This is a genomic window from Candidatus Njordibacter sp. Uisw_056 (assembly GCF_047730085.1).
Taxonomy (GTDB): Bacteria; Pseudomonadota; Gammaproteobacteria; order Pseudomonadales; family Balneatricaceae; genus Njordibacter.
Genome location: NZ_CP159830.1, coordinates 1108019 through 1129838, shown reverse-complemented (window position 1 = coordinate 1129838; position 21820 = coordinate 1108019). Strand labels below are relative to the sequence as shown.

At 45.2% G+C, this 21820-nt stretch carries 22 protein-coding genes; 5 read left to right on the top strand and 17 right to left on the bottom strand.

The features are described 5' to 3' along the window. Nucleotides 1-76 precede the first annotated feature (76 nt). The 5 genes from trxC to ABXT60_RS05515 all read left to right on the top strand — a co-directional run bounded on the left by trxC (nucleotide 77) and on the right by ABXT60_RS05515 (nucleotide 3856). Entirely contained in the window at nucleotides 77-511 is a 435-nt protein-coding gene (gene trxC / locus ABXT60_RS05535) for a thioredoxin TrxC (RefSeq protein ID WP_443631747.1), read from the top strand. A 44-nt stretch (nucleotides 512-555) separates the two neighbouring features. Continuing rightward, entirely contained in the window at nucleotides 556-798 is a 243-nt protein-coding gene (locus ABXT60_RS05530) for a DUF5062 family protein (protein WP_046483424.1), read from the top strand. 32 nt (nucleotides 799-830) lie between these two features. Further along, the gene (locus tag ABXT60_RS05525; protein WP_443631746.1) at nucleotides 831-1607 is read left to right on the top strand and encodes an enoyl-CoA hydratase; all 777 of its coding nucleotides are present in this window, start codon (nucleotides 831-833) and stop codon (nucleotides 1605-1607) included. Between the two features lie 2 nt (nucleotides 1608-1609). Continuing rightward, nucleotides 1610-2191, top strand: coding sequence for an HD domain-containing protein (locus ABXT60_RS05520; protein WP_443631745.1), 582 nt, complete (start codon nucleotides 1610-1612; stop codon nucleotides 2189-2191). A gap of 66 nt (nucleotides 2192-2257) precedes the next feature. Then, on the top strand, nucleotides 2258-3856 hold the full coding sequence (locus ABXT60_RS05515) for an ABC-F family ATPase (RefSeq protein ID WP_443631744.1): 1599 nt from the start codon (nucleotides 2258-2260) through the stop codon (nucleotides 3854-3856). Nucleotides 3857-3877: 21 nt separating this feature from the next. On the opposite strand, the gene ABXT60_RS05510 is transcribed toward ABXT60_RS05515, so the two are convergent. The 17 genes from ABXT60_RS05510 to gyrA form a co-directional block, all read right to left on the bottom strand. Continuing rightward, nucleotides 3878-4336 (bottom strand): pilin, encoded by a 459-nt coding sequence (locus ABXT60_RS05510; RefSeq protein ID WP_443631743.1) that lies wholly within the window; start codon nucleotides 4334-4336, stop codon nucleotides 3878-3880. 98 nt (nucleotides 4337-4434) lie between these two features. Further along, a complete protein-coding gene (locus ABXT60_RS05505; protein WP_443631742.1) occupies nucleotides 4435-4632 on the bottom strand; it encodes a DNA gyrase inhibitor YacG in 198 nt (65 codons plus the stop codon). Continuing rightward, on the bottom strand, nucleotides 4629-5228 hold the full coding sequence (coaE, locus tag ABXT60_RS05500) for a dephospho-CoA kinase (RefSeq protein ID WP_443631741.1): 600 nt from the start codon (nucleotides 5226-5228) through the stop codon (nucleotides 4629-4631). Before coaE ends, ABXT60_RS05505 begins: the two co-directional genes overlap by 4 nt. A gap of 53 nt (nucleotides 5229-5281) precedes the next feature. Next, nucleotides 5282-6472, bottom strand: coding sequence for a type II secretion system F family protein (locus tag ABXT60_RS05495; RefSeq protein ID WP_443631740.1), 1191 nt, complete (start codon nucleotides 6470-6472; stop codon nucleotides 5282-5284). Further along, on the bottom strand, nucleotides 6472-7668 hold the full coding sequence (locus tag ABXT60_RS05490) for a GspE/PulE family protein (RefSeq protein WP_443631739.1): 1197 nt from the start codon (nucleotides 7666-7668) through the stop codon (nucleotides 6472-6474). Before ABXT60_RS05490 ends, ABXT60_RS05495 begins: the two co-directional genes overlap by 1 nt. A gap of 75 nt (nucleotides 7669-7743) precedes the next feature. Then, the gene (locus ABXT60_RS05485) at nucleotides 7744-9084 is read right to left on the bottom strand and encodes a deoxyguanosinetriphosphate triphosphohydrolase (RefSeq protein WP_443631738.1); all 1341 of its coding nucleotides are present in this window, start codon (nucleotides 9082-9084) and stop codon (nucleotides 7744-7746) included. 102 nt (nucleotides 9085-9186) lie between these two features. Next, entirely contained in the window at nucleotides 9187-9474 is a 288-nt protein-coding gene (locus ABXT60_RS05480; protein WP_443631737.1) for a ComEA family DNA-binding protein, read from the bottom strand. A gap of 89 nt (nucleotides 9475-9563) precedes the next feature. Beyond that, nucleotides 9564-10271: an orotidine-5'-phosphate decarboxylase gene (gene pyrF, locus ABXT60_RS05475; RefSeq protein ID WP_443631736.1), complete on the bottom strand. Its 708-nt coding sequence runs from the start codon at nucleotides 10269-10271 to the stop codon at nucleotides 9564-9566. 1 nt (nucleotide 10272) lies between these two features. Continuing rightward, entirely contained in the window at nucleotides 10273-11436 is a 1164-nt protein-coding gene (lapB, locus tag ABXT60_RS05470) for a lipopolysaccharide assembly protein LapB (protein ID WP_443631735.1), read from the bottom strand. 5 nt (nucleotides 11437-11441) lie between these two features. After that, nucleotides 11442-11729: a LapA family protein gene (locus tag ABXT60_RS05465; protein ID WP_443631734.1), complete on the bottom strand. Its 288-nt coding sequence runs from the start codon at nucleotides 11727-11729 to the stop codon at nucleotides 11442-11444. A 58-nt stretch (nucleotides 11730-11787) separates the two neighbouring features. Further along, on the bottom strand, nucleotides 11788-12072 hold the full coding sequence (ihfB, locus tag ABXT60_RS05460) for an integration host factor subunit beta (RefSeq protein ID WP_046482962.1): 285 nt from the start codon (nucleotides 12070-12072) through the stop codon (nucleotides 11788-11790). Nucleotides 12073-12088: 16 nt separating this feature from the next. Continuing rightward, nucleotides 12089-13753, bottom strand: coding sequence for a 30S ribosomal protein S1 (gene rpsA / locus ABXT60_RS05455; protein WP_443631733.1), 1665 nt, complete (start codon nucleotides 13751-13753; stop codon nucleotides 12089-12091). Nucleotides 13754-13847: 94 nt separating this feature from the next. Next, nucleotides 13848-14525 carry a (d)CMP kinase gene (cmk, locus tag ABXT60_RS05450; RefSeq protein ID WP_443631732.1) on the bottom strand — a complete coding sequence of 226 codons (678 nt, stop codon included), beginning with the start codon at nucleotides 14523-14525 and terminating at the stop codon, nucleotides 13848-13850. After that, on the bottom strand, nucleotides 14522-16768 hold the full coding sequence (locus ABXT60_RS05445) for a bifunctional prephenate dehydrogenase/3-phosphoshikimate 1-carboxyvinyltransferase (RefSeq protein WP_443631731.1): 2247 nt from the start codon (nucleotides 16766-16768) through the stop codon (nucleotides 14522-14524). The genes cmk and ABXT60_RS05445 overlap by 4 nt, the downstream gene beginning before the upstream one ends. Further along, nucleotides 16768-17892 (bottom strand): prephenate dehydratase, encoded by a 1125-nt coding sequence (gene pheA, locus ABXT60_RS05440; RefSeq protein WP_443631730.1) that lies wholly within the window; start codon nucleotides 17890-17892, stop codon nucleotides 16768-16770. The genes ABXT60_RS05445 and pheA overlap by 1 nt, the downstream gene beginning before the upstream one ends. Nucleotides 17893-17899: 7 nt before the next feature. Beyond that, nucleotides 17900-18988: a 3-phosphoserine/phosphohydroxythreonine transaminase gene (serC, locus tag ABXT60_RS05435; protein ID WP_443631729.1), complete on the bottom strand. Its 1089-nt coding sequence runs from the start codon at nucleotides 18986-18988 to the stop codon at nucleotides 17900-17902. Between the two features lie 6 nt (nucleotides 18989-18994). After that, the gene (gene gyrA, locus ABXT60_RS05430) at nucleotides 18995-21643 is read right to left on the bottom strand and encodes a DNA gyrase subunit A (protein WP_443631728.1); all 2649 of its coding nucleotides are present in this window, start codon (nucleotides 21641-21643) and stop codon (nucleotides 18995-18997) included. Between the last annotated feature and the right edge of the window lie 177 nt (nucleotides 21644-21820).

The window sequence follows — 21820 nt, the reverse complement described above, 5'->3', positions numbered from 1 at the left end:
TGCCTAAACTTTGCGATAGCACGCATTCAAAATTAAATTAGCATGAACTACATAATATTCATAAGAGTATAAGCCGATGTCTACCATCACCAGTCGCTGCCCTCATTGTCAAAAAAATAACCGCTTGGCTGCAGAAAGAGTTAAAGACAACCCTTCTTGTGGTGCTTGTAAAGACGCTTTATTTTCTGGCAAACCCGTGGTTGGCACCAGCGCTAATTTCAACGCAATTATTCAAGGAGACAAGCCAGTTGTGGTTGACTTTTGGGCCCCCTGGTGTGGCCCCTGTGTTAGTTTTGCACCAGTATTTGAACAACTAGCCCAAATTCAAGTCAATGAACTTCGTTTTGTAAAAGTGGATACTGAAGCAGAGAAAATGTTAGGTTCTCAATTCAACATACGCAGCATTCCTACCTTAATGGTATTTAAAAATGGTAAGGTCGTAGATCAGCTCAACGGCGCATTGCCCAAGCAACAATTTGAGCAATGGTTAAATGCCGCAGTGAATAAATAATACAGACGTTTCAACTTTTTCAACCTATTAAAGCGAAGTGGATGATGAAAAAACTTAAGAATGAAAAAGAACTCCTGAAAAAAGCAATCACATTAGGCACAGTTTACGCCAGTAAGCGCGGTGTTGCGCAGTTTGAAGCCACAGATTCTGCAGCCAATAAGATAGAGTATATTTACCGCCTTTTGGTGCACGATAAACTAATCCAGCCATTGCCAGCCAACCAGGTCTCACAACCCAGCATGCAACACAAACTCGCTTTATGGGTCGATCGTCAAATCAACCCGTAAAAGCACCACAAGCAACTCAAGGATTCTAGATTATGTTCAAAGATCAACAACCCTACGTTATTGTAGAACATCATCATCAATGGCTAGAAATTACGCTCAACCGCCCTGACAGCTTCAACGCTTTGTCTCAACAAATGATGCACCATCTGCAGATGGCTATTGATCTAGCTAATACACAAGAAGACCTTACCTGTATTATTATTAAGGCCAAAGGCAAAGCTTTTTGCGCAGGGCATGACATCAAACAAATGCAGGCCACTGCTGAGAAAGATTATTACCAAGCGTTATTTCATCAGTGCAGCCACCTTATGCAATCCATTGTGGCATGCCCCATTCCTGTCATTGCTCAAGTACAGGGGATAGCAACTGCAGCTGGTTGCCAATTAGTGGCTAGCTGCGACCTAGCCATTTCATCTGATAGTGCTCGCTTTGCAGTTTCTGGCATTAACTTAGGCCTGTTCTGCTCTACCCCAGCAGTTGCTCTTAGTCGCAACATTCATCCAAAGCACGCTATGGAAATGTTATTAATAGGGGAATTTATCAGTGCAGACAAAGCTCAAACCCTAGGATTAATCAATGGCGTGGTTACAGATGATGAGCTTACAGCTGCCACACGGGAAATGGCCAGGAAAATAAGTCTAAAAGCCAGAGCAGCAGTCCTTACAGGCAAAGCAATGTTTTACCCTCAGTTAAATATGGCATTAGAACAAGCCTATGTGTTTGCCAGTGAGCATATGGTAAACAATTTACAGGATGCACAGACGCAACGCGGTCTCAATGGCTTTGTAAACAAAACGCCTAAGGGGTAACTGTGCAAGAACTCATAAAAATTATCGGTTTTGTGAAAGAAATTGACCAACTTAAAGCTGTACTCAGAAAAACTCGCCCGTTGGGCATGAAACGTTATGAAAACTCAGCTGAACATTCATGGCAAGTCACCTTAGCTGCGCTGATGTTAGAAGACTATGCTGCACAGCCTGTGGATATTAATCGAGTGTTACGCATGCTCTTGATCCATGATTTATGTGAAATTGATACTGGCGATGTCATCGTCTATGACGCCGTGGGCGCAGCGCACGAAGAAGCAGAGGCTGCAGCCACTCAACGCATTTTAGGCATGCTGCCGAACCATATGGGTGATGAGTACATCGCCCTATGGCATGAGTTTGAAACTGCTAAAAGTGCTGATGCTCGTTTTGCTAAAGCGTTAGATCGCGCACTGCCTTTGATACATAATTTAAATGATCAAGGGCACAGTTGGCAAAGCCATGGCATTACTAAAGAGCAAGTGAAAACGGTTAATGGTAGTCGGATAAAGACAGGATGCCCACAGCTCTGGGACCTACTTGAGCCATTAGTAGACGAAGCCGAATTAAAAGGTTGGTTATGTTAGACCTAACAGGTGTCTAGCTGGTAGACTACGCGCCCTAATTTCACTACCAGCACAAAGCGTATTCCCTTGATTACTACCGCGAACATCACCATGCAGTTTGGCGCCAAGCCATTATTCGAAAATATTTCAGCTAAATTTGGCAATGGCAATCGCTATGGTCTCATTGGTGCTAACGGATGCGGCAAGTCCACCTTTATGAAAATACTCAGTGGGGAGCTCACGCCCTCTGCTGGCAATGTTTCCTTCTCCCCTAATGACACCGTTGGAACCTTAAGCCAAGACCAGTTTGCCTTTGAAGAATATACTGTAATTGATGCAGTAATCATGGGCGATGCCAAACTGTGGCAGGTAAAGCAAGACCGTGAAGCCATTTATAGCCAGTTAGATATGAGCGAAGAAGATGGCATGAAGGTCGCTGAGTTAGAAGTTGAATTCGCTGAAATGGATGGCTACAGTGCCGAAAGCCGTGCCGCAGAAATTCTAACCCAAGCCGGCATAGAAGAATCTTTCCATTGGGGTCTAATGTCTCAAGTTGCGCCAGGCTGGAAACTACGTGTGCTGTTGGCTCAAGCATTGTTTGCGGACCCTGACATTTTGTTATTGGACGAACCTACCAACAACCTTGATATCACGACTATTAATTGGTTGACAGAGGTATTAAGTCAGCGCCGAAGTACCATGATCATCATCTCTCACGATAGATATTTCTTAAACTCTGTATGCACCCATATGGCTGACATTGATTATGGTGAATTGCGTGTTTACGCTGGCAACTACGAAGCCTATACCGCTGCCTCTAACTTAATACAAGAACAGCTACTTTCGTCAAATGCCAAAAAAAGTGCAGAACGTGAAGAACTGCAACAGTTTGTAGCCAGATTTTCTGCTAACGCATCAAAAGCTAAGCAGGCCTCTTCAAGAGCGAAAAAGCTAGAAAAAATCCAGTTAGATGAAGTCATCGCTTCCAGCCGTGTGTCCCCCTATATTGGCTTTACCTCACACAAAAAACTCCATCGCCAAGCATTGGTGATAGAACAGTTAAGCCACGGATTTGAAGCTGAGACTTTATTTAATAATGGCGAACTTATTTTAGAAGCGGGCTCAAAACTAGCAGTCATTGGTGAAAATGGTGTGGGTAAGACCACTTTTTTACGCTGCCTATTGGACCAACTCAAAGCAAACAAAGGTGTTATTAAATGGTCTGAAAATGCTGTGCTTGGATACTGTCCACAAGATAGTACCAGCGTATTCAACAGTGAACTCACCTTGTTTGACTGGATGTCTCAGTGGCGCACACCTAAGCACGACGACCTGACCGTAAGAAGCATGCTGGGCCGTTTACTCTTTACTGCAGACGACTACCTAAAGAAAGTAGCCGTATGCTCAGGAGGTGAAAAGAATCGCCTATTGTTTGGCAAACTGATGATGCAAGATACTAACGTGTTAATTATGGACGAACCGACAAACCATTTAGACATGGAAGCTATAGAGTCACTTAACAAAGCATTAAAAACTTACGATGGCACTTTAATATTTGTAAGTCACGACCGCGAGTTTGTGTCCTCATTAGCCACAAGGGTGTTAGAAATAAAATATCAAACACTTGTTGATTTTCACGGCACCTATGGTGAGTACCTAGCTAAACAAGCAGCAGATAATGGTTAATTATAAGATATTTAACTAATATCAAGGCTTACAGAAACCTGCTGATATACAACTACCCCCCACGGTGTAGGTTAATAGTCCTTTACTATTTATACTGGGAGAGAGTTTGAAGGTATAGCCGCCAGCTGCTGCAGCGGCAGTGCCAGTGATAATACCACTGGTAGCAGAAACCCCAATACTTTGGGTATTATCAGTGGCCAAGGATGCAGGCATTGCAAGCTCTCCAAAGGTGTCACAGGCGCTAACGTTGTCTCCTGCTTGCAATAAACAAGCGGACTGAGCAACGCGGATAGCATGAGTGTGTTGTACCACTTCCATAAAGCGCGTTTTCTGAAGATAAGTTTGGTAGCTAGGCACTGCAAAAGCTGCCAAAATACCAATCAGAGCCACTACAAGCAATAATTCTAGCAAAGAAAAACCGCTCACTCGGTGTATTTTTTTGATGTCTGAACTAAGGCGGATCTGCGTAGCATATAACACATCACGCTCCTGTGATTACTTGGATACTCCTTAATCATAGTTCAAACTCTAAGTATTGCAGATGAAACTTAGGATTAACTCCTTTCGTTTGTTTTGATCTAATCGTGTTGATCCGCAGATTCCAACAACGCACTAGAAAAATCATTTTCCAGGTCATCACCCGCAATAGCATAATCTCCACTGGCCCATGCCCCTAGGTCAATTTGCTGACAACGCTCACTGCAAAAGGGCCTGTGGGGGTTTTGGGGGTTCCAAGTGAGTGTTTTTTGACACTTTGGGCAAGGGTACTGACTCATAATTGGTCTTCCATTATATGGCAAAGGTGGCGATGTAATTGCAGCACCTGACTACTCAGGTGGCTTAGATCATGCTGATTATCCAGTACCCAGTGGGCCCTTTCTAAACGTTTTTTTCGTTGCATTTGACTATTAATAATGGCGTCGATTTGTGCTGGTGTGTTGCCGTCCCTTTTGCTAGCTCGCTGTCGTTGAAGCGTTTCACTGGCATCTACAACCACTACAAAATCTGTTTTTTTATACTGTAATGTTTCTAACAATAAAGGCGATTCTAAAACAGTATAAATACTGGAGCCTGCGTTAAGTTGCTCATTAATACTAGCACCTATAAGTGGGTGCAGTAGCGATTCTAACCATTGCTTTTGGGCTTTATCAAGAAATATTTGTTGGCGCAAATTGGCTCTATTCAAAGCGCCATTTTTAAGTAGTATTTGATCGCCAAAATGTTCAGCAATACTTTTAAGAGCAGGGCTTCCCACCAACACCACATCTTTGGCAACCTGATCGGCGTCAACTACCCAAATACCAAGGGTTTTAAGCTGGGCACTCACAGCACTTTTACCACTGCCAATACCACCTGTAAGGCCTACTATCATTAATGTAACCCACTAAAAATCGAGTGATCCAGTATATCAGTACATGAGACTAGTCACACCATTTGCCCCATTTGAAATAACGGCAAGTACAAAGCCACTAAAATTAGGCCTACAAATAGGGCCACCACAATGAGTAATACGGGCTCTAACAGTTGCTCTAACCACTGACTTTGACCTATGACTTGGGCCTCATAATAGCCTTGTAATTGGGTAAAACTCAACGCTAAATCACCCGCAGACTCTCCTACACGGATCAGTTGTAATGCTTGTGGTTGCCAGGACATGTTAGTTAATATTTGACTCAATCTTTGACCCTGCTGAAGCCTCAAGGTGGCGTTTTTCAAGTCCCTAGATATATGCTGCCAGGAACTGGCATTGGCAGCTAACATTAGGCAGTCTAATAATGGTACGCCAGCCTTAAATGTTAGAGAGAGTACTAAAAACACGTCAGCCTGACTATGCAGGTGCATCAAACGGCCAATCCCTGGAACCTGCCACAATACCCACTCCAACCTCACTCGTATGTTGGGTATAAACCAGAGCCACTTCAAACTGATATAAGCCAATATAAACGTCACTAACATATTCCCCATATTCTCCTTGGCAGTATGGGAAAAGGTCAGCAGCCACTGAGTCAAAGCGGGTAATTCATAAGACCCAGCAGCATATAAATTAGCCACTTGTGGCACCACCCAATAAACGATCAACATACTCACTACCCCACCACTTAATAGGGTCACCAAAGGCATAAACAAACTGCGCTTAAAGCGGCGCTTTAGATTGGCCTGGCGCGTTTGCTGGAGATGGACTTGGGTTAACAGATCAGCCAACTCACCACTGGCTTCCCCAGCTGCAACCAATTGCACGATCGTTGGAGGAAATATACCACTTAGGGATAACGATTGAGAAAAAGTTGCTCCAGTGAGCAATGCACTTTGAAGTTGTATAAGCTCATAACGAAGGCGGCCTGAAGCCTGCTCCAAATAAACCAGAGTGATACAGGTCAATAAGGGTAACCCGGCACTTAATAGCTGAGACCATTGTCCTAACAAGCTTTGTAAGTGCCTATCATCAATACGCTTGGGCCAATAACGCTGCCAAGGCCACAAGTGCTGCGCTCTGTCTAGTTGGATTCCTTCTAGTGCCAAATCAAAGCATAATCGTTGCCTGTTTAAGCACTGTCGCGCACCACTACTTTGAACGTGGTTTGCATCCAACCCATACCATAGCCACCAAAATCGCATTACCAAGTGACTCGATTTAATTCAGCGATGCTAGTGTGGCCGGAGAGAACGCGCCACAAGCCTTGACGGCGAACCCCCGCTCCAAATTCTAGCTCCTGCACTTGCCGCTGAGCAACAGAGTCTCTTTTTGACTGATCCATGACTAATAGGTCAAATACACCAAAGCGTCCCTTATAGCCACCATGACAGGCCTCACAGCCTATAGGCAAACAAGGATTAACTGCACCAAAACCAAGATCATAGGTTGTCACTGCATTTAACCACTCTTCACTGCTCATAGATGCTAATTGCACCTCAGTCATTGGCTGTTTGCACTGAGCACATAAACGACGCACTAAACGTTGGTTAATAATCAAACTCAAGCAGTAACTTAAGGCCAACATATCCACACCTAATCCGTGACAGCGGTGTACCGCCTCACTAAGGCTGCTTGTATGCATCGAAGTGAGTAGTAAATGCCCTGTTTGTGCTGCCTTTAATGCAACGTCTGCGCTATCAAAATCACGCAGTTCCCCCAACATAATGACATCAGGGTCTTGACGCAGCAGAGCTCTGAGTATTTGGCTAAAAGATAAGTTTATAGCATTATTTACTGCAACTTGGTGAACATCCAACAGTACAACTTCTACTGGGTCTTCTGCACTTACGGTGTTGATATGCGGTGCCTGGATTTGTTTAAGGCAGCTATACAAAAACATTGTTTTACCACTCCCTGTAGGACCGGTCACAAGGATAAGGCCTTGGGGCTTATTCAGTTGATGGTTAACAACCTGTAACTGTTTGGGTGAGAGGCCTTGCTGAGCAATATCAATATTTTGTTGCTGCCATTGTAATCTTAGCACCAGTTTCTCACCCCAATGCCCTGCCAAACTACTGCAACGTATATCTAGCCGCTTATCATTTAGCTGCCACTGAAAGCTGCCATCTTGTGGCCGACGCGACTCACTAATATCCATTTCTGATAGTAGCTTAATACGCACCACAATGGCGTCTGCTAAGGTGGCTGGCAGCTGGTCAAATGGAGGTTTAAGCAACTGCATTAGACCATCGACTCGCATGCGTATACGCATACTTTGGAACAAAGGTTCCAAATGCAAATCAGAAGCACCAGCCGTAGCAGCAATTTCTAATAATTGGTCTGTCAGAGCAATAACGTTTTTAAGAGGTACAGGAGTATAAATGGGATTATCAGACATCGACGCTTCCTTGCGTTAGTTATCTATCCCTTAATCTTAGATTATATTTCAACTATAGCCTCTGACAACTGAGTTTTATTTCATTTCCCCACTCAGCTGGCGTGTTAGGTCGACAGCATAGTTATCAGTCATACCACCAATAAAGTCCATCGTACAACATAACGCTTGATACGCACTTGCCCCCTTTTCAGGACGGTGGGCACCCATCAATGCCAGGTGCTTTTCTGCTTTAAAAGATAGCCGCTTGTCACCTGACTGCTGGTCTATAGCTAAGGCTGCAGGAACAAACCCATCAAGTAGTTTCTCTAACACCGAGTAGGCTGCTAGCTCTGTGCGATGGCGTTCCGGTGCTAGGAATATACGGTTTTTTGCTAACGCTTTGGCATCACCAATAATTTGCTGGGTAACAGGGTCACAATGGGAAATTAGGTCCCCCTCTAGCTGCCCCTCTAATAAGGCAGGTATATGCTGCATAAAGGTATGGGCCGCAGACTGCACAAGATAATCAATAACCTTGCCACGCAATAAAGCCAAGCGGCGAGTGGAGTAATATGCGTCAACCATGGCAGTTCGCTTGGGGACGGCTAAGGGCCCTGTAATGGGAGATAACAATTCCAGCACATCCTGTTCATCTATCATACCTAGCTCTACACCATCTTCTAAGTCTATTATGGCGTAACAAATATCATCAGCAGCTTCCATTAAATAGACCAATGGGTGGCGACACCATTGAAAGTCTGCTTGCTGTAACAAACCTAAACGTCCAGCAATATCAGCTAGAATGTGCTTTTCTGATTGCAAGGCGCCAAACTTAGATTTGCGTTCACACTGCGTTGAATTTGATAACCAAGGGTATTTAAGAAAACTTCCCAAAGTAGCATAAGTGAGGCGCATTCCACCATTAAACTGATGGTATTCAAGCTGTGTAAGGGTTCGTAATCCCTGCGCATTCCCTTCAAAATTAAGCAGATCAGCCTGCTCCGCAGAACTCAACTGGTCCATCCCTCCCTGCTGAGCATAGCTCGCAAACCAATGACGAATTGAGCTCTCACCAAAGTGGCCAAACGGTGGGTTACCTATATCGTGGGCCAAACAGGCTGACTGCACGATAGCACCTAAGTCATGGGGCTCTATCCAATCTGGCCAATGGGATTGATGTTTTAAACTTTGACCTACTTGAATACCTAGGCTGCGGCCTACGCTTGACACTTCTAAACTATGCGTTAAGCGATTGTGTACGTGGTCGTTATGAGACAGTGAGTGGACTTGGGTTTTGTGTCCCATACGTCGAAACGCACTGGAGAATATTAGCCTATCATAATCTTTGTGGAATGGAGTGCGGCCTTGGTGGTGCTCTTCAGTATAGGGCTTGCCAAAACGCTGATCAGCTAACAAACCTTGCCATGTCATGGCCATTGTTAATGTCCTTGTGAATACGTAACAACTATTGCTGTTAAACGTGACAGGTGCAATGACCAAAGTACAAAGCCATCATACCCATCATAGAGTGAGTGACGCCTACTCTAGCACGATTATAGAACGAATGCGTGACAGGGTAGTGTCGCCTATGCCTTTGATAGCAAGCAATTGTTCTAGATTAACAAATCCCCCAAGCTGCTCACGCAAAGCGATAATGGCAGCGGCCCTAACCTCACCGACGCCATCTATGGCCTCAACAAGTTCAACAGCAGTGGCTGTATTAATGTTAATAGGTAAAGTACTTTGAGCTAGAGAAAAGGGCGAAAAGGACCCTAAAGTAATGCAAATGGTTAATAGCAGCAAGGCTATATGACGAGTTAGTTTCATGATCTATTCCTTGATTAAAAGATGAGTCTCGAATTCCTTGAGACACACTAAGCGTAGCACATAACAATAAAGCTGCTAGGTAAGGTGATTTATCCTTTATTCATAAGTTCTTGTTCGATCAGCTCCAAGGCTTTCATTGGATCATCCGCTTGAGTGATAGGCCTGCCAATTACTAGGTAGTCGCTACCTGCTGCAATAGCTTGGGCTGGCGTCATGATACGCTTTTGATCCCCAACTACTGCAAAATGTGGCCGGATACCCGGCGTAATCAATTTGAATTCTTGACCTAATTCACGCTTCAACAATGCCGCTTCTTGGGCTGAACAGACGACACCATCAAAGCCGGCGTGTTTAGTCAAGTAGGCCAGCCAAAGAACTCTCTCTGATGGGGACTGATCTATACCTGTAGCGATTAAACCCTCAGCATCCATACTGGTTAGAACAGTTACCGCAATTAATAAGGGTTGGTGACCCCCTTTGTCTTTGAGTGCAGTTCGAGTGGTTTGCATCATCTCTGCTCCACCACTGGCGTGCACATTAACCATCCACACCCCCATACGTGCTGCAACCAGAACTGCTTTGGCAACAGTGTTAGGAATGTCGTGAAACTTTAGATCTAAAAATATTTCAAAGCCAAACTGTTGAAGCTTATCAACTAACTGCGGACCTGCAGCAGTAAATAGCTCTTTACCCACCTTTAGGCGGCAGCGAGCTGGATCTAATTGCTGCGCCATCGTGATTGCTTGGTCTGCAGACTGATAATCTAAAGCCACAACAATCGAAGAATCTTGCTTCAAGTTATTCTCCTTCTAATCCGTAAATGGGTTTGGTGCTATCCCACTGGTGACAGCTAGGACATTGCCAGTGCATCGAATTTCCAGCAAAGCCACATTGCCTACAACGATACTGTGGTTTACTATTTTGTAGCGCTACTGTAAGCCCCTTGAGTACCTGTAAACTATCTTTCGCATTATCAGACGCCCACTGCATATGGAGGTCAATAAGGTAATTAAAGCCCTTTAAAGACGGTCGTTGCCGAAGCTTCTCTGTCACATAGGCTGCTGCGTCAGAGCCATTTTGCTGGCCTATTTCATGAGCTTGAGCTAATAATAAACTAGTGCTTGGGTGTTGTGACATAGTTTGGCTTAACCAAGACCTCCACCCTTCTATATCAGAAAGTTTAGTAAAGCATAGCTGAAGCGGTTGGATAATTTCAGGTACCAACTGAACATCTTGTTGGCACATCATCAACAAGTGCCGCTTGGCATCTGTGTAGTTGTCCTGTTGCATGCTTAACTGAGCTCGTAAAAAGCTCACTCTAGGGTTGTCAGCATTATGGCGTTTAGCACGCTTTAAGTAGGCCAAACATTCTTGGTGTTCATTTTGTTGTAATACTTGTTCTGCCAATTCACAGCAAAAGTGAGATAACCTTTGGGCTAAGTCGACACTGGCAGACACATTAGCAGCAGTGCCTACGTTGAGGGCCTTATGCCAATCCTGCTCGCGTTGATAAACGTCAACTAATAGTTCCGTTGCCTTAGCTTTTTGTTGATTTGGCTGTTGCGCCACATCAAGTAAAAGTTCTTCAGCCCGATCTAACAAACCCGCTTTGATAAAATCATGCGCTAATTCTAGCTTCGCCAACATTAATTGCTCTTGATCTAAGCCTTTGCCAGATAATAAATTCTGATGAATTTGAATGGCTTTATCAACTTCACCACGGCGGCGAAATAAACTCCCCAAGGCTAAGTGAGTCTCAACAGTTTGAGGATTAACTTCTAACGCATGAATAAATAGATCGAGTGCTTCATCGGTTTGTTGATTTAATAAGTAGTTCAGACCACGGTAGTAATCCGCTTGTAAACCCAGTCGAGAGTTTCGTTTTTGTTGATTTTCTCTTTGGCCTAACCACCAACCAATGCCCAAGGCGGCAATTAATACAACAAGCAAAAAGGCGTCCATACTTATCAAATAACCTTGTTAAGAGATTGGCTTTGGTTAGCTTTAGATAATTGGCGCTGCAACTGAGTATTGTGGCGTTTCAACTTAAAGGTGACGACGCTATATATAAATGCACACAAAAGCATGCCCATGGCTAGACTTAATAAAAGCCATATAGCCATACTCATTGGGGGTAATTGAAAAAAGATAAGATCTAAAGAAACAGCCTGGCTATTGCGTGTGCTAAATAACACACCAACAACCAAGGCCACCATAATGACGACAAAGAAGAGTACAGCCTTAATAAATTTCACGTGCTTTTACCTAATCAGGGTGGTTGAAGCCTGCCCAACCTTTATCAACGATAGCCTATTATAGACTATCGTTTACCTGATCGCGTAATTCTTTCCCTGGTTTAAAGTGGGGGACATACTTTGCCGCTAATTCTACCGAATCACCAGTTTTTGGATTACGCCCTGTTCTGGGTGCTCGATAGTGCAAACAAAAGCTACCAAAGCCTCTTATTTCAATTCGATCACCCGCCGCCAAAGCATCTGCCATATGGTCAATAATGGCTTTAACTGACTGCTCCACATTCTTTACGGGAACGCTTTCAAAACGGTCAATCAAATTCTCAATCAGTTCAGACTTACGCATAGCCTATCCTTTTTTATTATTTTTTGAGCTGTTCCTTGATAAGGTCACCAATAGTAGTTGGGCCTTCGGATTCAACCGACTTAGTGTTCAGCTCTTGCATTTGCACACGTTGTTGAGCCGCTTCTTGGGCCCGTATTGCAAGGCTAATAGAACGGCCTTTGCGGTCTAAGCTAGCAACAAAACTGGTGATCGCTTGGCCTTCATTAAAGTCTGTTAGTTCTTGGCCTTGAGCCAACTCACCTCGCTTTAAAAAGCCTTGTACACCTTCGGCTAAGTTAACCAGCAAACCCCCAGAAGTCACTTCTGCGATGGTACCGTTTACCTCCGCGCCTTTAGCATTAGCAGCTGCATAGTCAGAAAACGGATCTCCTGCCATCTGTTTAATACCCAGAGCTACTCGTTGGCGTTCCGTATCAATAGATAATATTACAGCTTCAATCTCTTGGCCTTTCTGGAAACCTTCCAGTAAACTCTCATCGCTCTTATTCCAATCTACATCTGACACATGAACGAGACCATCAATACCATCTTCTAAGCCAATAAATAGGCCAAAATCAGTCTTAGAGTTTAACTTTCCAGAGACCTTATCACCCTCTGAATACTGCTTCGAGAAAGCAACCCATGGACTTTCGCTGCATTGTTTCATGCCTAAAGATAAACGACGTTTTTCACCGTTGATGTCTAGAATCATCACTTCAATTTCTTCACCGACAGACACCATTTTTGATGGGTGCAAGTTACGCTTCATCCAGCTCATTTCCGAAGCATGCACTAGGCCTTCGATACCATCAGACACTCGAGCAAAACAACCGTAATCTGTCACTGTGGTCACCGTGGCTGGTAACCGACTCCCTACCGGGTAGGTGTCTGTGAAGCTGGTCCAGGGGTCCTGTTGTAGTTGTTTCAAACCCAAGGACACACGCTGCTTCTCAGCATCAAATTTCAACACTTTAACTTCAATGTCTGCACCAGCAGTTAACATTTCACTCGGGTGTTTAATACGACGCCAAGCAATGTCAGTAATGTGCAGAAGACCATCGAGGCCTCCAAGGTCGATAAAGGCGCCATAATCAGTTAAGTTCTTCACAAAACCTTTCACTACCGCACCTTCTTCAAGAGTAGATAAAACTTGCGCACGTTGTGCTTTGTTGGCTTCATCCATCAGGGCTCGACGAGAAACAACAACGTTATTGCGTAACATATCTAACTTGATAATCTTAAATTCTAGATCCACACCTTCTAAATGAGACACATCTTGCAACGGGCGGGTGTCGATAAGGGAACCAGGCAAGAATGCACGAATGCCACCAAGCTCAACGTTAAAACCACCCTTAACACGAGCACTAATAACACCCGTAACAGTTTGGTCGTCCGTTTGGATTTTTTCGAGTTGATGCCAGCGTTCCATTTCACGAGCACGTTCACGAGATACTTGAGTTGCGCCTAAGCCATCTTCAATTTCCTGTAGGGCAACCAGCACGTCGTCGCCTATGGCAACCTCTAGTTCACCAGCTGCATTAAGAAACTCACTGCGTGACACCACGCCTTCAGACTTTAAGCCCACATTAATTGTGACGACTTCACTATCAATAGCAATGACTACACCCGTAATCAAAGAACCCTTTTTCATCTCTACCTGCTGAAGACTTTCTTCAAACAGATCTGCGAAACTTTCGCCCATGGCAATACTCGATGAGGTTGGCGCTACGCTCAGAACTGTCTTGCAGTATGGGCGTCTCGAAAGACCTCTAGTTAGTTAAAGTTAAGTAAGGTTGCTATAAAACGCCCTTACTATGAATAAATGTAAGTATCTTTTGCTCCACATCTAGAATACTCATGTGGGTGCAATCAATCACTAACGCATCTTCAGAAGGCTTCAAAGGTGCAACAGTACGACTTTCGTCGCGCTCGTCCCGTTTCTGAATATCAGTCAGTATGTCCGACAGGCTAGCACTCAAACCCTTGCTTTTCAACTGTTTATAACGTCTATCAGCCCGTTCTTGTGCGCTTGCTGTTAAGAAAACCTTTACTGGGGCTTCTGGAAAGATTACCGTGCCCATGTCTCGTCCATCCGCAACCAAACCTGGCAATTCTGCAAAAGCACGCTGCCGCTCCTGCAAAGCCTTACGAACCAAGGTGAGACTGGCAACTTTGGAAGCGTTCATACCACAGGTCTCAGTGCGAATTGAAAGGCTCACGTCTTCTCCTTCTAACACCACCTGCACACCATCACCATGGGCTTTAAATTGCACATCTAAACACCCAGCAATATCAGCTACAGCCAGCTCGTTTTCTGCGCTCACACCATGGTGCTCAGCAGCCAAAGCCACTAAACGGTATAGCGCACCACTATCTAGTAAATGATAACCTAAGCGATCTGCAAGTAATTTACATAGCGTGCCTTTGCCAGAGCCACTAGGTCCATCAATAGTGATAATGGGGACATTTTTCATAATTGAAATTCCTCTTCGAGCGCCATACCTACAGTCCGTGCAAGTTCCACAAAATTAGGAAAAGATGTGGCAACATGGGCACAATCTAGAATTTTTATTTCGGCCCCAGCGCGCAAACCCGCAACAGTAAAGGCCATCGCAATACGATGGTCATGGTGTGTGACAATATGCGCAGCATTAAACTGTGCATCGGCTCCCATACCGTGAATGATGGCTCCATCAGCAGTTCCTTCAATGCTGACTCCCATAGCGCTGAGTCCATCTACCATAGCTTGGATACGATCACTCTCTTTTACTCGCAGCTCTTCAGCGCCAGTAATTGTGGTGACCCCAGTGGCACAAGCAGCCGCAATCATTAGCGCTGGGAATTCGTCAATGGCCAAAGGTACCTGGTCTTCAGGCACATGAATGCCTTTTAATGGTGAATATTTAATATGCAGGTCTGCGACTGGTTCGCCACCTACTTCTTGCTCATTTTCAATGGTTAGATCTGCGCCCATTAAGCGCAAAATATTAACCACTCCAATACGAGTTGGGTTCATACCAACATGCTCAATAACAAGGTCTGAACCTGGACAAATAGCTGCAGCCACCAAGAAAAAAGTGGCCGAAGAAATATCTGAGGGCACATCAATATCTGTAGCCATAAGGTGCCCCTGGCCCAAAATGGTACAGGTATCTGCAGTGCGCTCTACATCATAACCAAATCCCTTAAGCATACGTTCTGTATGGTCACGAGTTGGCGCAGGCTCAGTAACGCTGGTATTACCTTTAGCGTATAAGCCAGCCAACATGACACAAGACTTTACCTGCGCACTTGCCATAGGTAAGTCGTAATGAATGCCCGTTAGCTGCTGACCACCTTTTATTTTGATTGGCGGACAACCCCCCTTTGCTGTATCAATTATCGCACCCATTAAGCGCAATGGCTTAGCTACACGCTCCATAGGACGCTTGTTAAGCGACACATCGCCACTAAGTTCAACATCAAATACTTGACCCGCCATTAAACCAGCCAGTAACCGAATGGTGGTGCCAGAGTTGCCAACATAAAGCGGCCCAGGTGGCGGCTTGAGCCCATTAAGACCCACACCATGGACCACAACTTTTCCTTCTGTAGGGCCTTCGATAACGACACCCATGTCACGGAACGCTTGCAGCGTTGCCATGGCGTCTTCGCCTTCTAAAAAGCCACTAATATGAGTAGTACCTTGGGCTAAAGCGCCAAGCATTATGGAGCGGTGGGAAACAGATTTGTCCCCAGGAACGCGAATACGCCCTTGTACTTGGCCGCCAGCGTGTACATTGAAATGTTTTGTATTTGTCATAGTTCCTGTATAGGCAGAGTTTGCCAATATTTTTTCAAAATGATGTCGTGCACTTCGTGCGCGAGTTAATATACCCATGATGGTTTGACTGTCACCTGTGGCCACAGCACCTCTTAAATTAGCCAAACCTTCAGTGAACTGATCTAAGGTTTTGAGGCAGGCCTCACGGTTGGCTAGAAACACATCATGCCACATGGTTGGGTCGCTTCCAGCAATTCGGGTAAAGTCTCTAAAACCCCCTGCTGCGTAGCGAAAAATGTCTTTATTTTCTGAATTTGACGCTAACGTGTCTACTAAAGAAAAAGCTAAAAGGTGAGGCAAATGGCTTGTTGCTGCCAATACCTCATCATGCCTTTCAACCTCCATGAGTAATATTTCACTACCAATACCAGCCCACATGTCCGCTAGAACTTCAATAGCCTGTGGATCACTTGTCGTTAACGGGGTGATAATAAACTTGTGATCAACAAACAAATCAATGTTTACTGCGCTGATACCACTGCGCTCAGACCCTGCAATAGGGTGTCCGGGCACAAAACCTGGTGGAGGTGTGGCAAACACGTCGTAGGCTGCAGCAATAATGCTGCCCTTCACACTCCCCACATCTGTTAACACTGTGTGAGCATTTAGATAAGGCGCCACTTGAGCCAATACTTTCTCCATGGCCTTAACAGGTACTGCCAGCACCACTAGATCCATTTGATCAATCGTCGTTGCTAAATCCATCACCTGATGATCGATTATCCCCTGATCCTGTGCTTGCTGCATACTGGCTTGATCGAGATCATAACCCCATAGTTGATGCTTTTGAGTGCGCCGCAAGGCAGCAGCTAAAGAACCACCAATTAGGCCTAAGCCCACTACTAGAACCTTACCATGGGAAAATACCAAAGAAGACTGAGGCTCAAAGGCCATTAAAGCACCGCCTGCGGGTATGAGCCTAATAAGCGTACTTCTACGGAGTCTTGATCTAAGTCTTTTAAAACTTGTTGTACTTTGGCGTCACTGTGATGACCCTCAAAGTCAATATAGAACACATAGCCCCACGCACCATGCCCCGAAGGCCTAGACTCAATGCTAGTCATACTTACGTCATGACGATGAAAGGGTTCCAGTATATGGTATAGGGCACCCGGCTTGTTTCGAGCCAATACTAATAAAGAGGTTTTATCTTGGCCAGAAGCTGGCACTGTAGAGTGACCAATAATTAAAAACCGGGTGGTGTTATCTGGCTGGTCTTCAATGTTGGCATGCTCAACCTCTAGTTCATATAGTTCTGCCGCCATGATGCCTGCAATAGCAGCCACTTTACCAACATCCTCCCCTGTCTGATTTGCTACCCTGCGGGCTGCTTCTGCATTACTGCTCACTGCAAACCGTTCTGCGTGTGGCATGTGGTTATCCAACCATGAGCGGCACTGCGCTAACGATTGGGAATGAGAATATATGCGCTCTACTTGGGATAGATCTGTACCGTACTTCAGCAATAAATTTTGGTGAATACGCATTTCTACTTCACCAGAAATAACCAAGGAGGAGTGACGAAAGCTATCCAAGGTATGGTTAATCATACCTTCAGAGGAGTTCTCGATGGGCACTACACCATAATTAGCACTTTTGGCTTCTACTTCGCGGAACACTTCATCAATTGAGCCTAAAGGTGCACTTATTACCGAATGCCCAAAGTGTTTTAAAGCGGCAGCTTGAGTGAATGTTCCCTGAGGCCCAAGAAAAGCAATCCTCATTGGCTGTTCGTGGGCCAAACATGCCGACATCAGCTCACGAAACAGGCGTGCCATCTCCTCATCATCTAATGGGCCTTGATTACGCTCCATCACCCTACGCAACACTTGCGCCTCTCTCTCGGGGCGATAAAACACAGCATCTTCGCTACCCTGATGCACCTGTTTAACTTCAGCAACTCGCTGCGCACAGGCTGCACGTTGGTTTATGAGGCTTTGTATTTGTTGGTCAATTTGATCAATATCTTGGCGCAATTGGCCAAGTTCTTGCTCTTGGGTTGATGCTGGCTTGGTCATAATTATTTTAAGCCCAGTGTCGAGTTTCAAAATCATTCATAAAGGCGACCAACGCACGTACGGCCGCTTCGGGAACTGCATTATATATACTTGCCCTCATACCACCCACACTGCGATGACCCTTGAGGTTAAGCAAGCCATTAATTTCTGCCTGCTGTAAAAATTTAGCATCTAGTGTTTTATCTGCCAAGGTAAAGGTCACATTCATCTTAGAGCGATTGGAAACACTGATCTTATTAGAATACAACTGACTTTCATCTATTGCTTGGTAAAGCAGGCGTGCTTTTGCCGCATTTATTTCAGCCATAGCACCAAGTCCACCCTGCTTTAACAGCCAATCAAAAACCAACCCAGCCAAATACCAAGTATAGGTTGGTGGCGTATTTAGCATAGAATCATTAGCTGCTTGCATGGCGTAGTTAAACGGGTTTGGCGTGGTTGCCTGCGCACTACCCAAAAGGTCTTCCCGAACGATGACTAAAGTTAGTCCAGCTGGACCAATATTTTTTTGCGCCCCCGCATAAATAACACCAAACTGAGTCACATCGATTGGCTCTGAAAGAATGGTTGACGACATGTCTGCTACTAGGGGTACTGCACCAGAATCAGGCACATAATCAAATGCCAAACCACTAATGGTTTCATTGGGACAATAGTGAAGATAAGCCGCATCTTTATTAAGCTTAAGATCACTTTGAGCCGGCACTTTAAGGTAGCCACTCGAAGCAGTTGATGCGGCTTCTGAAGCTACGCCATAGGGCGCCATGGCTGCTATAGCTTTAGCAGACCAAATTCCAGTATCTACATAGTCTGCATGGGTTTTAATGCCTAGCAAATTCATAGGTAACAGGGCAAACTGAGCAGTGGCCCCTCCTTGCAAAAATAACACTTTATAGTTGCTTGGAATGCCCATTAACTGACGTAATTTAGACTCAGCTTGCTGCACTAATGCCATATAAGCAGGATGCCGGTGACTGATTTCCATCACCGATAAGCCACGGCTTTGCCAATCCAACATTTCTGCTTGGGCCAGCTCCAACACTGCAGTAGGCAGTGCAGCAGGACCAGCACTAAAATTAAACTGACGTGTATTCATCGACGTCTACTCCTGCTCCGGCGCATCCGTCGTGGTCGAAGCCTCGTTCGACTCGACCTCAGGGCCACCCTCTGTGGAAACTACAGCAGCTTGATCTGCAGCTTCATCAGTGTCCTCCTCCATCGTTTCTGCAACACGCGCAACTTGCACCAGCTTTTCGCCTTCTTGCACTTTAATTAAGGTTACGCCTTGGGTATTACGACCCAAAACAGACACTTCGCTGATTCGAGTGCGTACTAGGGTGCCTTGGTCACTGATAAGAATCACTTCATCACCATCAAACACCTGAACTGCACCTATAAGAGCGCCGTTACGTGCAGACATTTGAATTGCGATAACACCCTTACCACCACGACCCCGCACTGGATAATCTTCGTTCCGGCTTTGCTTACCATAGCCATTTTCACTAGCAGTCAGAATGCGTCCTTCTGTTTGAGGCATAATTAAACTAATGACAATGGCATCTTCAGCAAGGCGTATACCACGGACCCCTCGAGCAGTTCGGCCCATAGGGCGCACATCACCTTCATCAAAGCGCACAGCCAATCCGTTGTTTGCAAATAACATGATTTGCTGATCACCATCAGTGACAGTCGCTCCAATAAGCGTGTCACCTTCATCTAAGCCAAGAGCAATTAATCCACTCGTCCTAGGTCGCGCAAATGCAGTCAGTGGCGTTTTCTTCACAGTGCCACTAGCAGTCGCCATGAAGATGTAGTGCCCTTCTTGATAACCACCCTCTGGCAACGGCAGAATAGTAGTCAGCCTTTCACCCTCGTCCAGTGGCAATATGTTAACAATAGGGCGCCCACGGGCAGTACGACTTGCTTGTGGAATTTCAAATACCCGCAACCAATACACTTTACCGCGGTTACTAAAGCACAAAATAGTATCGTGGGAAGAGGTTACCAGCAGATGCTCTACAAAGTCGTCTTCTTTCACTCCTGTGGCTGCTTTGCCTCGACCACCTCTGCGCTGAGCTTGGTAATCACTCACTGGCTGAGTTTTAGCGTAGCCGCCATGGGATATAGTCACCACCATGTCTTCTTCAGGGATCAGGTCTGCTACCGTAAGATCTTGGCGTGAAGCGATAATTTCTGAGCGACGCTCATCACCGTAAGCCTCTAAAACTTGTTTCAACTCTTCACGAATCACTTCCATCAGACGCTCTGCAGAACCTAGGATTTCTAATAACTCAGCAATACGCTCTAATAACAACTGGTATTCAGCTACCAGTTTATCTTGCTCTAATCCCGTCAAACGGTGCAAACGCAGGTCTAAAATAGCCTGGGCCTGGCCATCAGAGAGTTGATATTCATCCCCGTGCAAGCCAAATTCAACACCTAACGTGTCTGGCTTACACGCATCTGGTCCAGCGCGCTCAAGCATAGCCACTACTCGGCCAGCAGGCCAACGTTGCGCAACTAACTTTTCACGAGCTTCCGCGGCGTTTGCAGAAGTTTTTATAAGTTCGATCACTGGATCGATGTTAGCCAAAGCCACCATTAACCCTTCAAGCACGTGCCCACGCTCTCGCGCTTTTCGTAATTCAAATAAAGTTCGTCGCGTAACAACTTCACGGCGGTGACGTACAAAGGCTTCCAGCATTTGTTTAAGGTTTAAGGTACGTGGCTGGCCATCAACCAAGGCCACTACGTTAATGCCAAACACGTTTTCCATTTGTGTTTGCGTATACAGGTTATTGATAAGAACCTCGGGCACTTCACCACGACGAAGCTCAATAACCATACGCATGCCATCTTTGTCAGACTCATCACGCAGCTCAGTAATACCTTCGATTTTTTTATCTTTAACAAGTTCAGCAATTTTTTCAATTAAACGCGCCTTGTTAACCTGATAAGGCAATTCTGTAACAATAATAGACGCTTTATTATTTTTTGGATTTTCTTCTACGTGATAGCGGGCGCGCACATAAATTCTGCCACGGCCAGTACGGTATGCCTGCACAATACCTGCACGACCATTAATAATGCCTGCTGTTGGGAAATCTGGGCCAGGGATGTGCTGCATTAGCTCATCCACTTCAATATCAGGGTTCTCAATGAGGGCCAAACAGCCACTCACCACCTCATTAATATTATGCGGTGGAATGTTAGTAGCCATGCCTACAGCAATACCTGAGGATCCGTTAACCAAAAGGTTGGGTAACCGCGTGGGCAAAACATCTGGGATCATTTCGGTGCCATCATAGTTAGGCACAAAATCAACTGTATCTTTCTCTAAGTCGGCCAATAAATCGTGGGCAATCTTTTGCATACGGATTTCCGTATAACGCATAGCTGCTGCAGAGTCACCATCTACTGAACCAAAATTACCTTGACCGTCAACCAGGGTATAACGCATAGAAAAAGGCTGCGCCATACGTACAATAGTGTCGTATACCGCAGTATCACCATGAGGGTGATACTTACCGATAACATCACCCACCACACGGGCAGATTTCTTGTAGGGCTTATTCCAATCGTTGCTCAACTCATTCATAGCGAACAATACACGCCTGTGCACAGGCTTCAAACCATCACGCACATCCGGCAGGGCACGTCCAACGATGACGCTCATAGCGTAATCTAGGTAGGACTGTTTGAGTTCATCTTCAATATTTATAGGCGATATTTCTTTAGCCATTTCAGCCATAATTATGCCAATTTCCTTGTGCGACTAACGCTTCGAGCTTACCTTTCGGCGCCCTTATGGACAACGCCAAAAACCGGCGCTAAATAAAGCCCAACTTTAGCACAATTAGAGGCTAATTTGCCACCTACAAAGCGATCATTAGCAGGCCGCATAGATGTTGGTTTTCGGATGCAGTCA

Coding starts and splice junctions, on each gene's coding strand:
- gyrA (WP_443631728.1), bottom strand. CDS start 21,643: ATGGCTGAAATGGCTAAAGAAATATCGCCTATAAATATTGAAGATGAA.
- cmk (WP_443631732.1), bottom strand. CDS start 14,525: ATGAAAAATGTCCCCATTATCACTATTGATGGACCTAGTGGCTCTGGC.
- serC (WP_443631729.1), bottom strand. CDS start 18,988: ATGAATACACGTCAGTTTAATTTTAGTGCTGGTCCTGCTGCACTGCCT.
- ABXT60_RS05490 (WP_443631739.1), bottom strand. CDS start 7,668: ATGTCTGATAATCCCATTTATACTCCTGTACCTCTTAAAAACGTTATT.
- ABXT60_RS05495 (WP_443631740.1), bottom strand. CDS start 6,472: ATGCGATTTTGGTGGCTATGGTATGGGTTGGATGCAAACCACGTTCAA.
- lapB (WP_443631735.1), bottom strand. CDS start 11,436: ATGGACGCCTTTTTGCTTGTTGTATTAATTGCCGCCTTGGGCATTGGT.
- trxC (WP_443631747.1), top strand. CDS start 77: ATGTCTACCATCACCAGTCGCTGCCCTCATTGTCAAAAAAATAACCGC.
- ABXT60_RS05485 (WP_443631738.1), bottom strand. CDS start 9,084: ATGGCCATGACATGGCAAGGTTTGTTAGCTGATCAGCGTTTTGGCAAG.
- ihfB (WP_046482962.1), bottom strand. CDS start 12,072: ATGCGTAAGTCTGAACTGATTGAGAATTTGATTGACCGTTTTGAAAGC.
- pheA (WP_443631730.1), bottom strand. CDS start 17,892: ATGACCAAGCCAGCATCAACCCAAGAGCAAGAACTTGGCCAATTGCGC.
- coaE (WP_443631741.1), bottom strand. CDS start 5,228: ATGATAGTAGGCCTTACAGGTGGTATTGGCAGTGGTAAAAGTGCTGTG.
- ABXT60_RS05530 (WP_046483424.1), top strand. CDS start 556: ATGAAAAAACTTAAGAATGAAAAAGAACTCCTGAAAAAAGCAATCACA.
- rpsA (WP_443631733.1), bottom strand. CDS start 13,753: ATGGGCGAAAGTTTCGCAGATCTGTTTGAAGAAAGTCTTCAGCAGGTA.
- ABXT60_RS05480 (WP_443631737.1), bottom strand. CDS start 9,474: ATGAAACTAACTCGTCATATAGCCTTGCTGCTATTAACCATTTGCATT.
- ABXT60_RS05445 (WP_443631731.1), bottom strand. CDS start 16,768: ATGGCCTTTGAGCCTCAGTCTTCTTTGGTATTTTCCCATGGTAAGGTT.
- ABXT60_RS05525 (WP_443631746.1), top strand. CDS start 831: ATGTTCAAAGATCAACAACCCTACGTTATTGTAGAACATCATCATCAA.
- ABXT60_RS05505 (WP_443631742.1), bottom strand. CDS start 4,632: ATGAGTCAGTACCCTTGCCCAAAGTGTCAAAAAACACTCACTTGGAAC.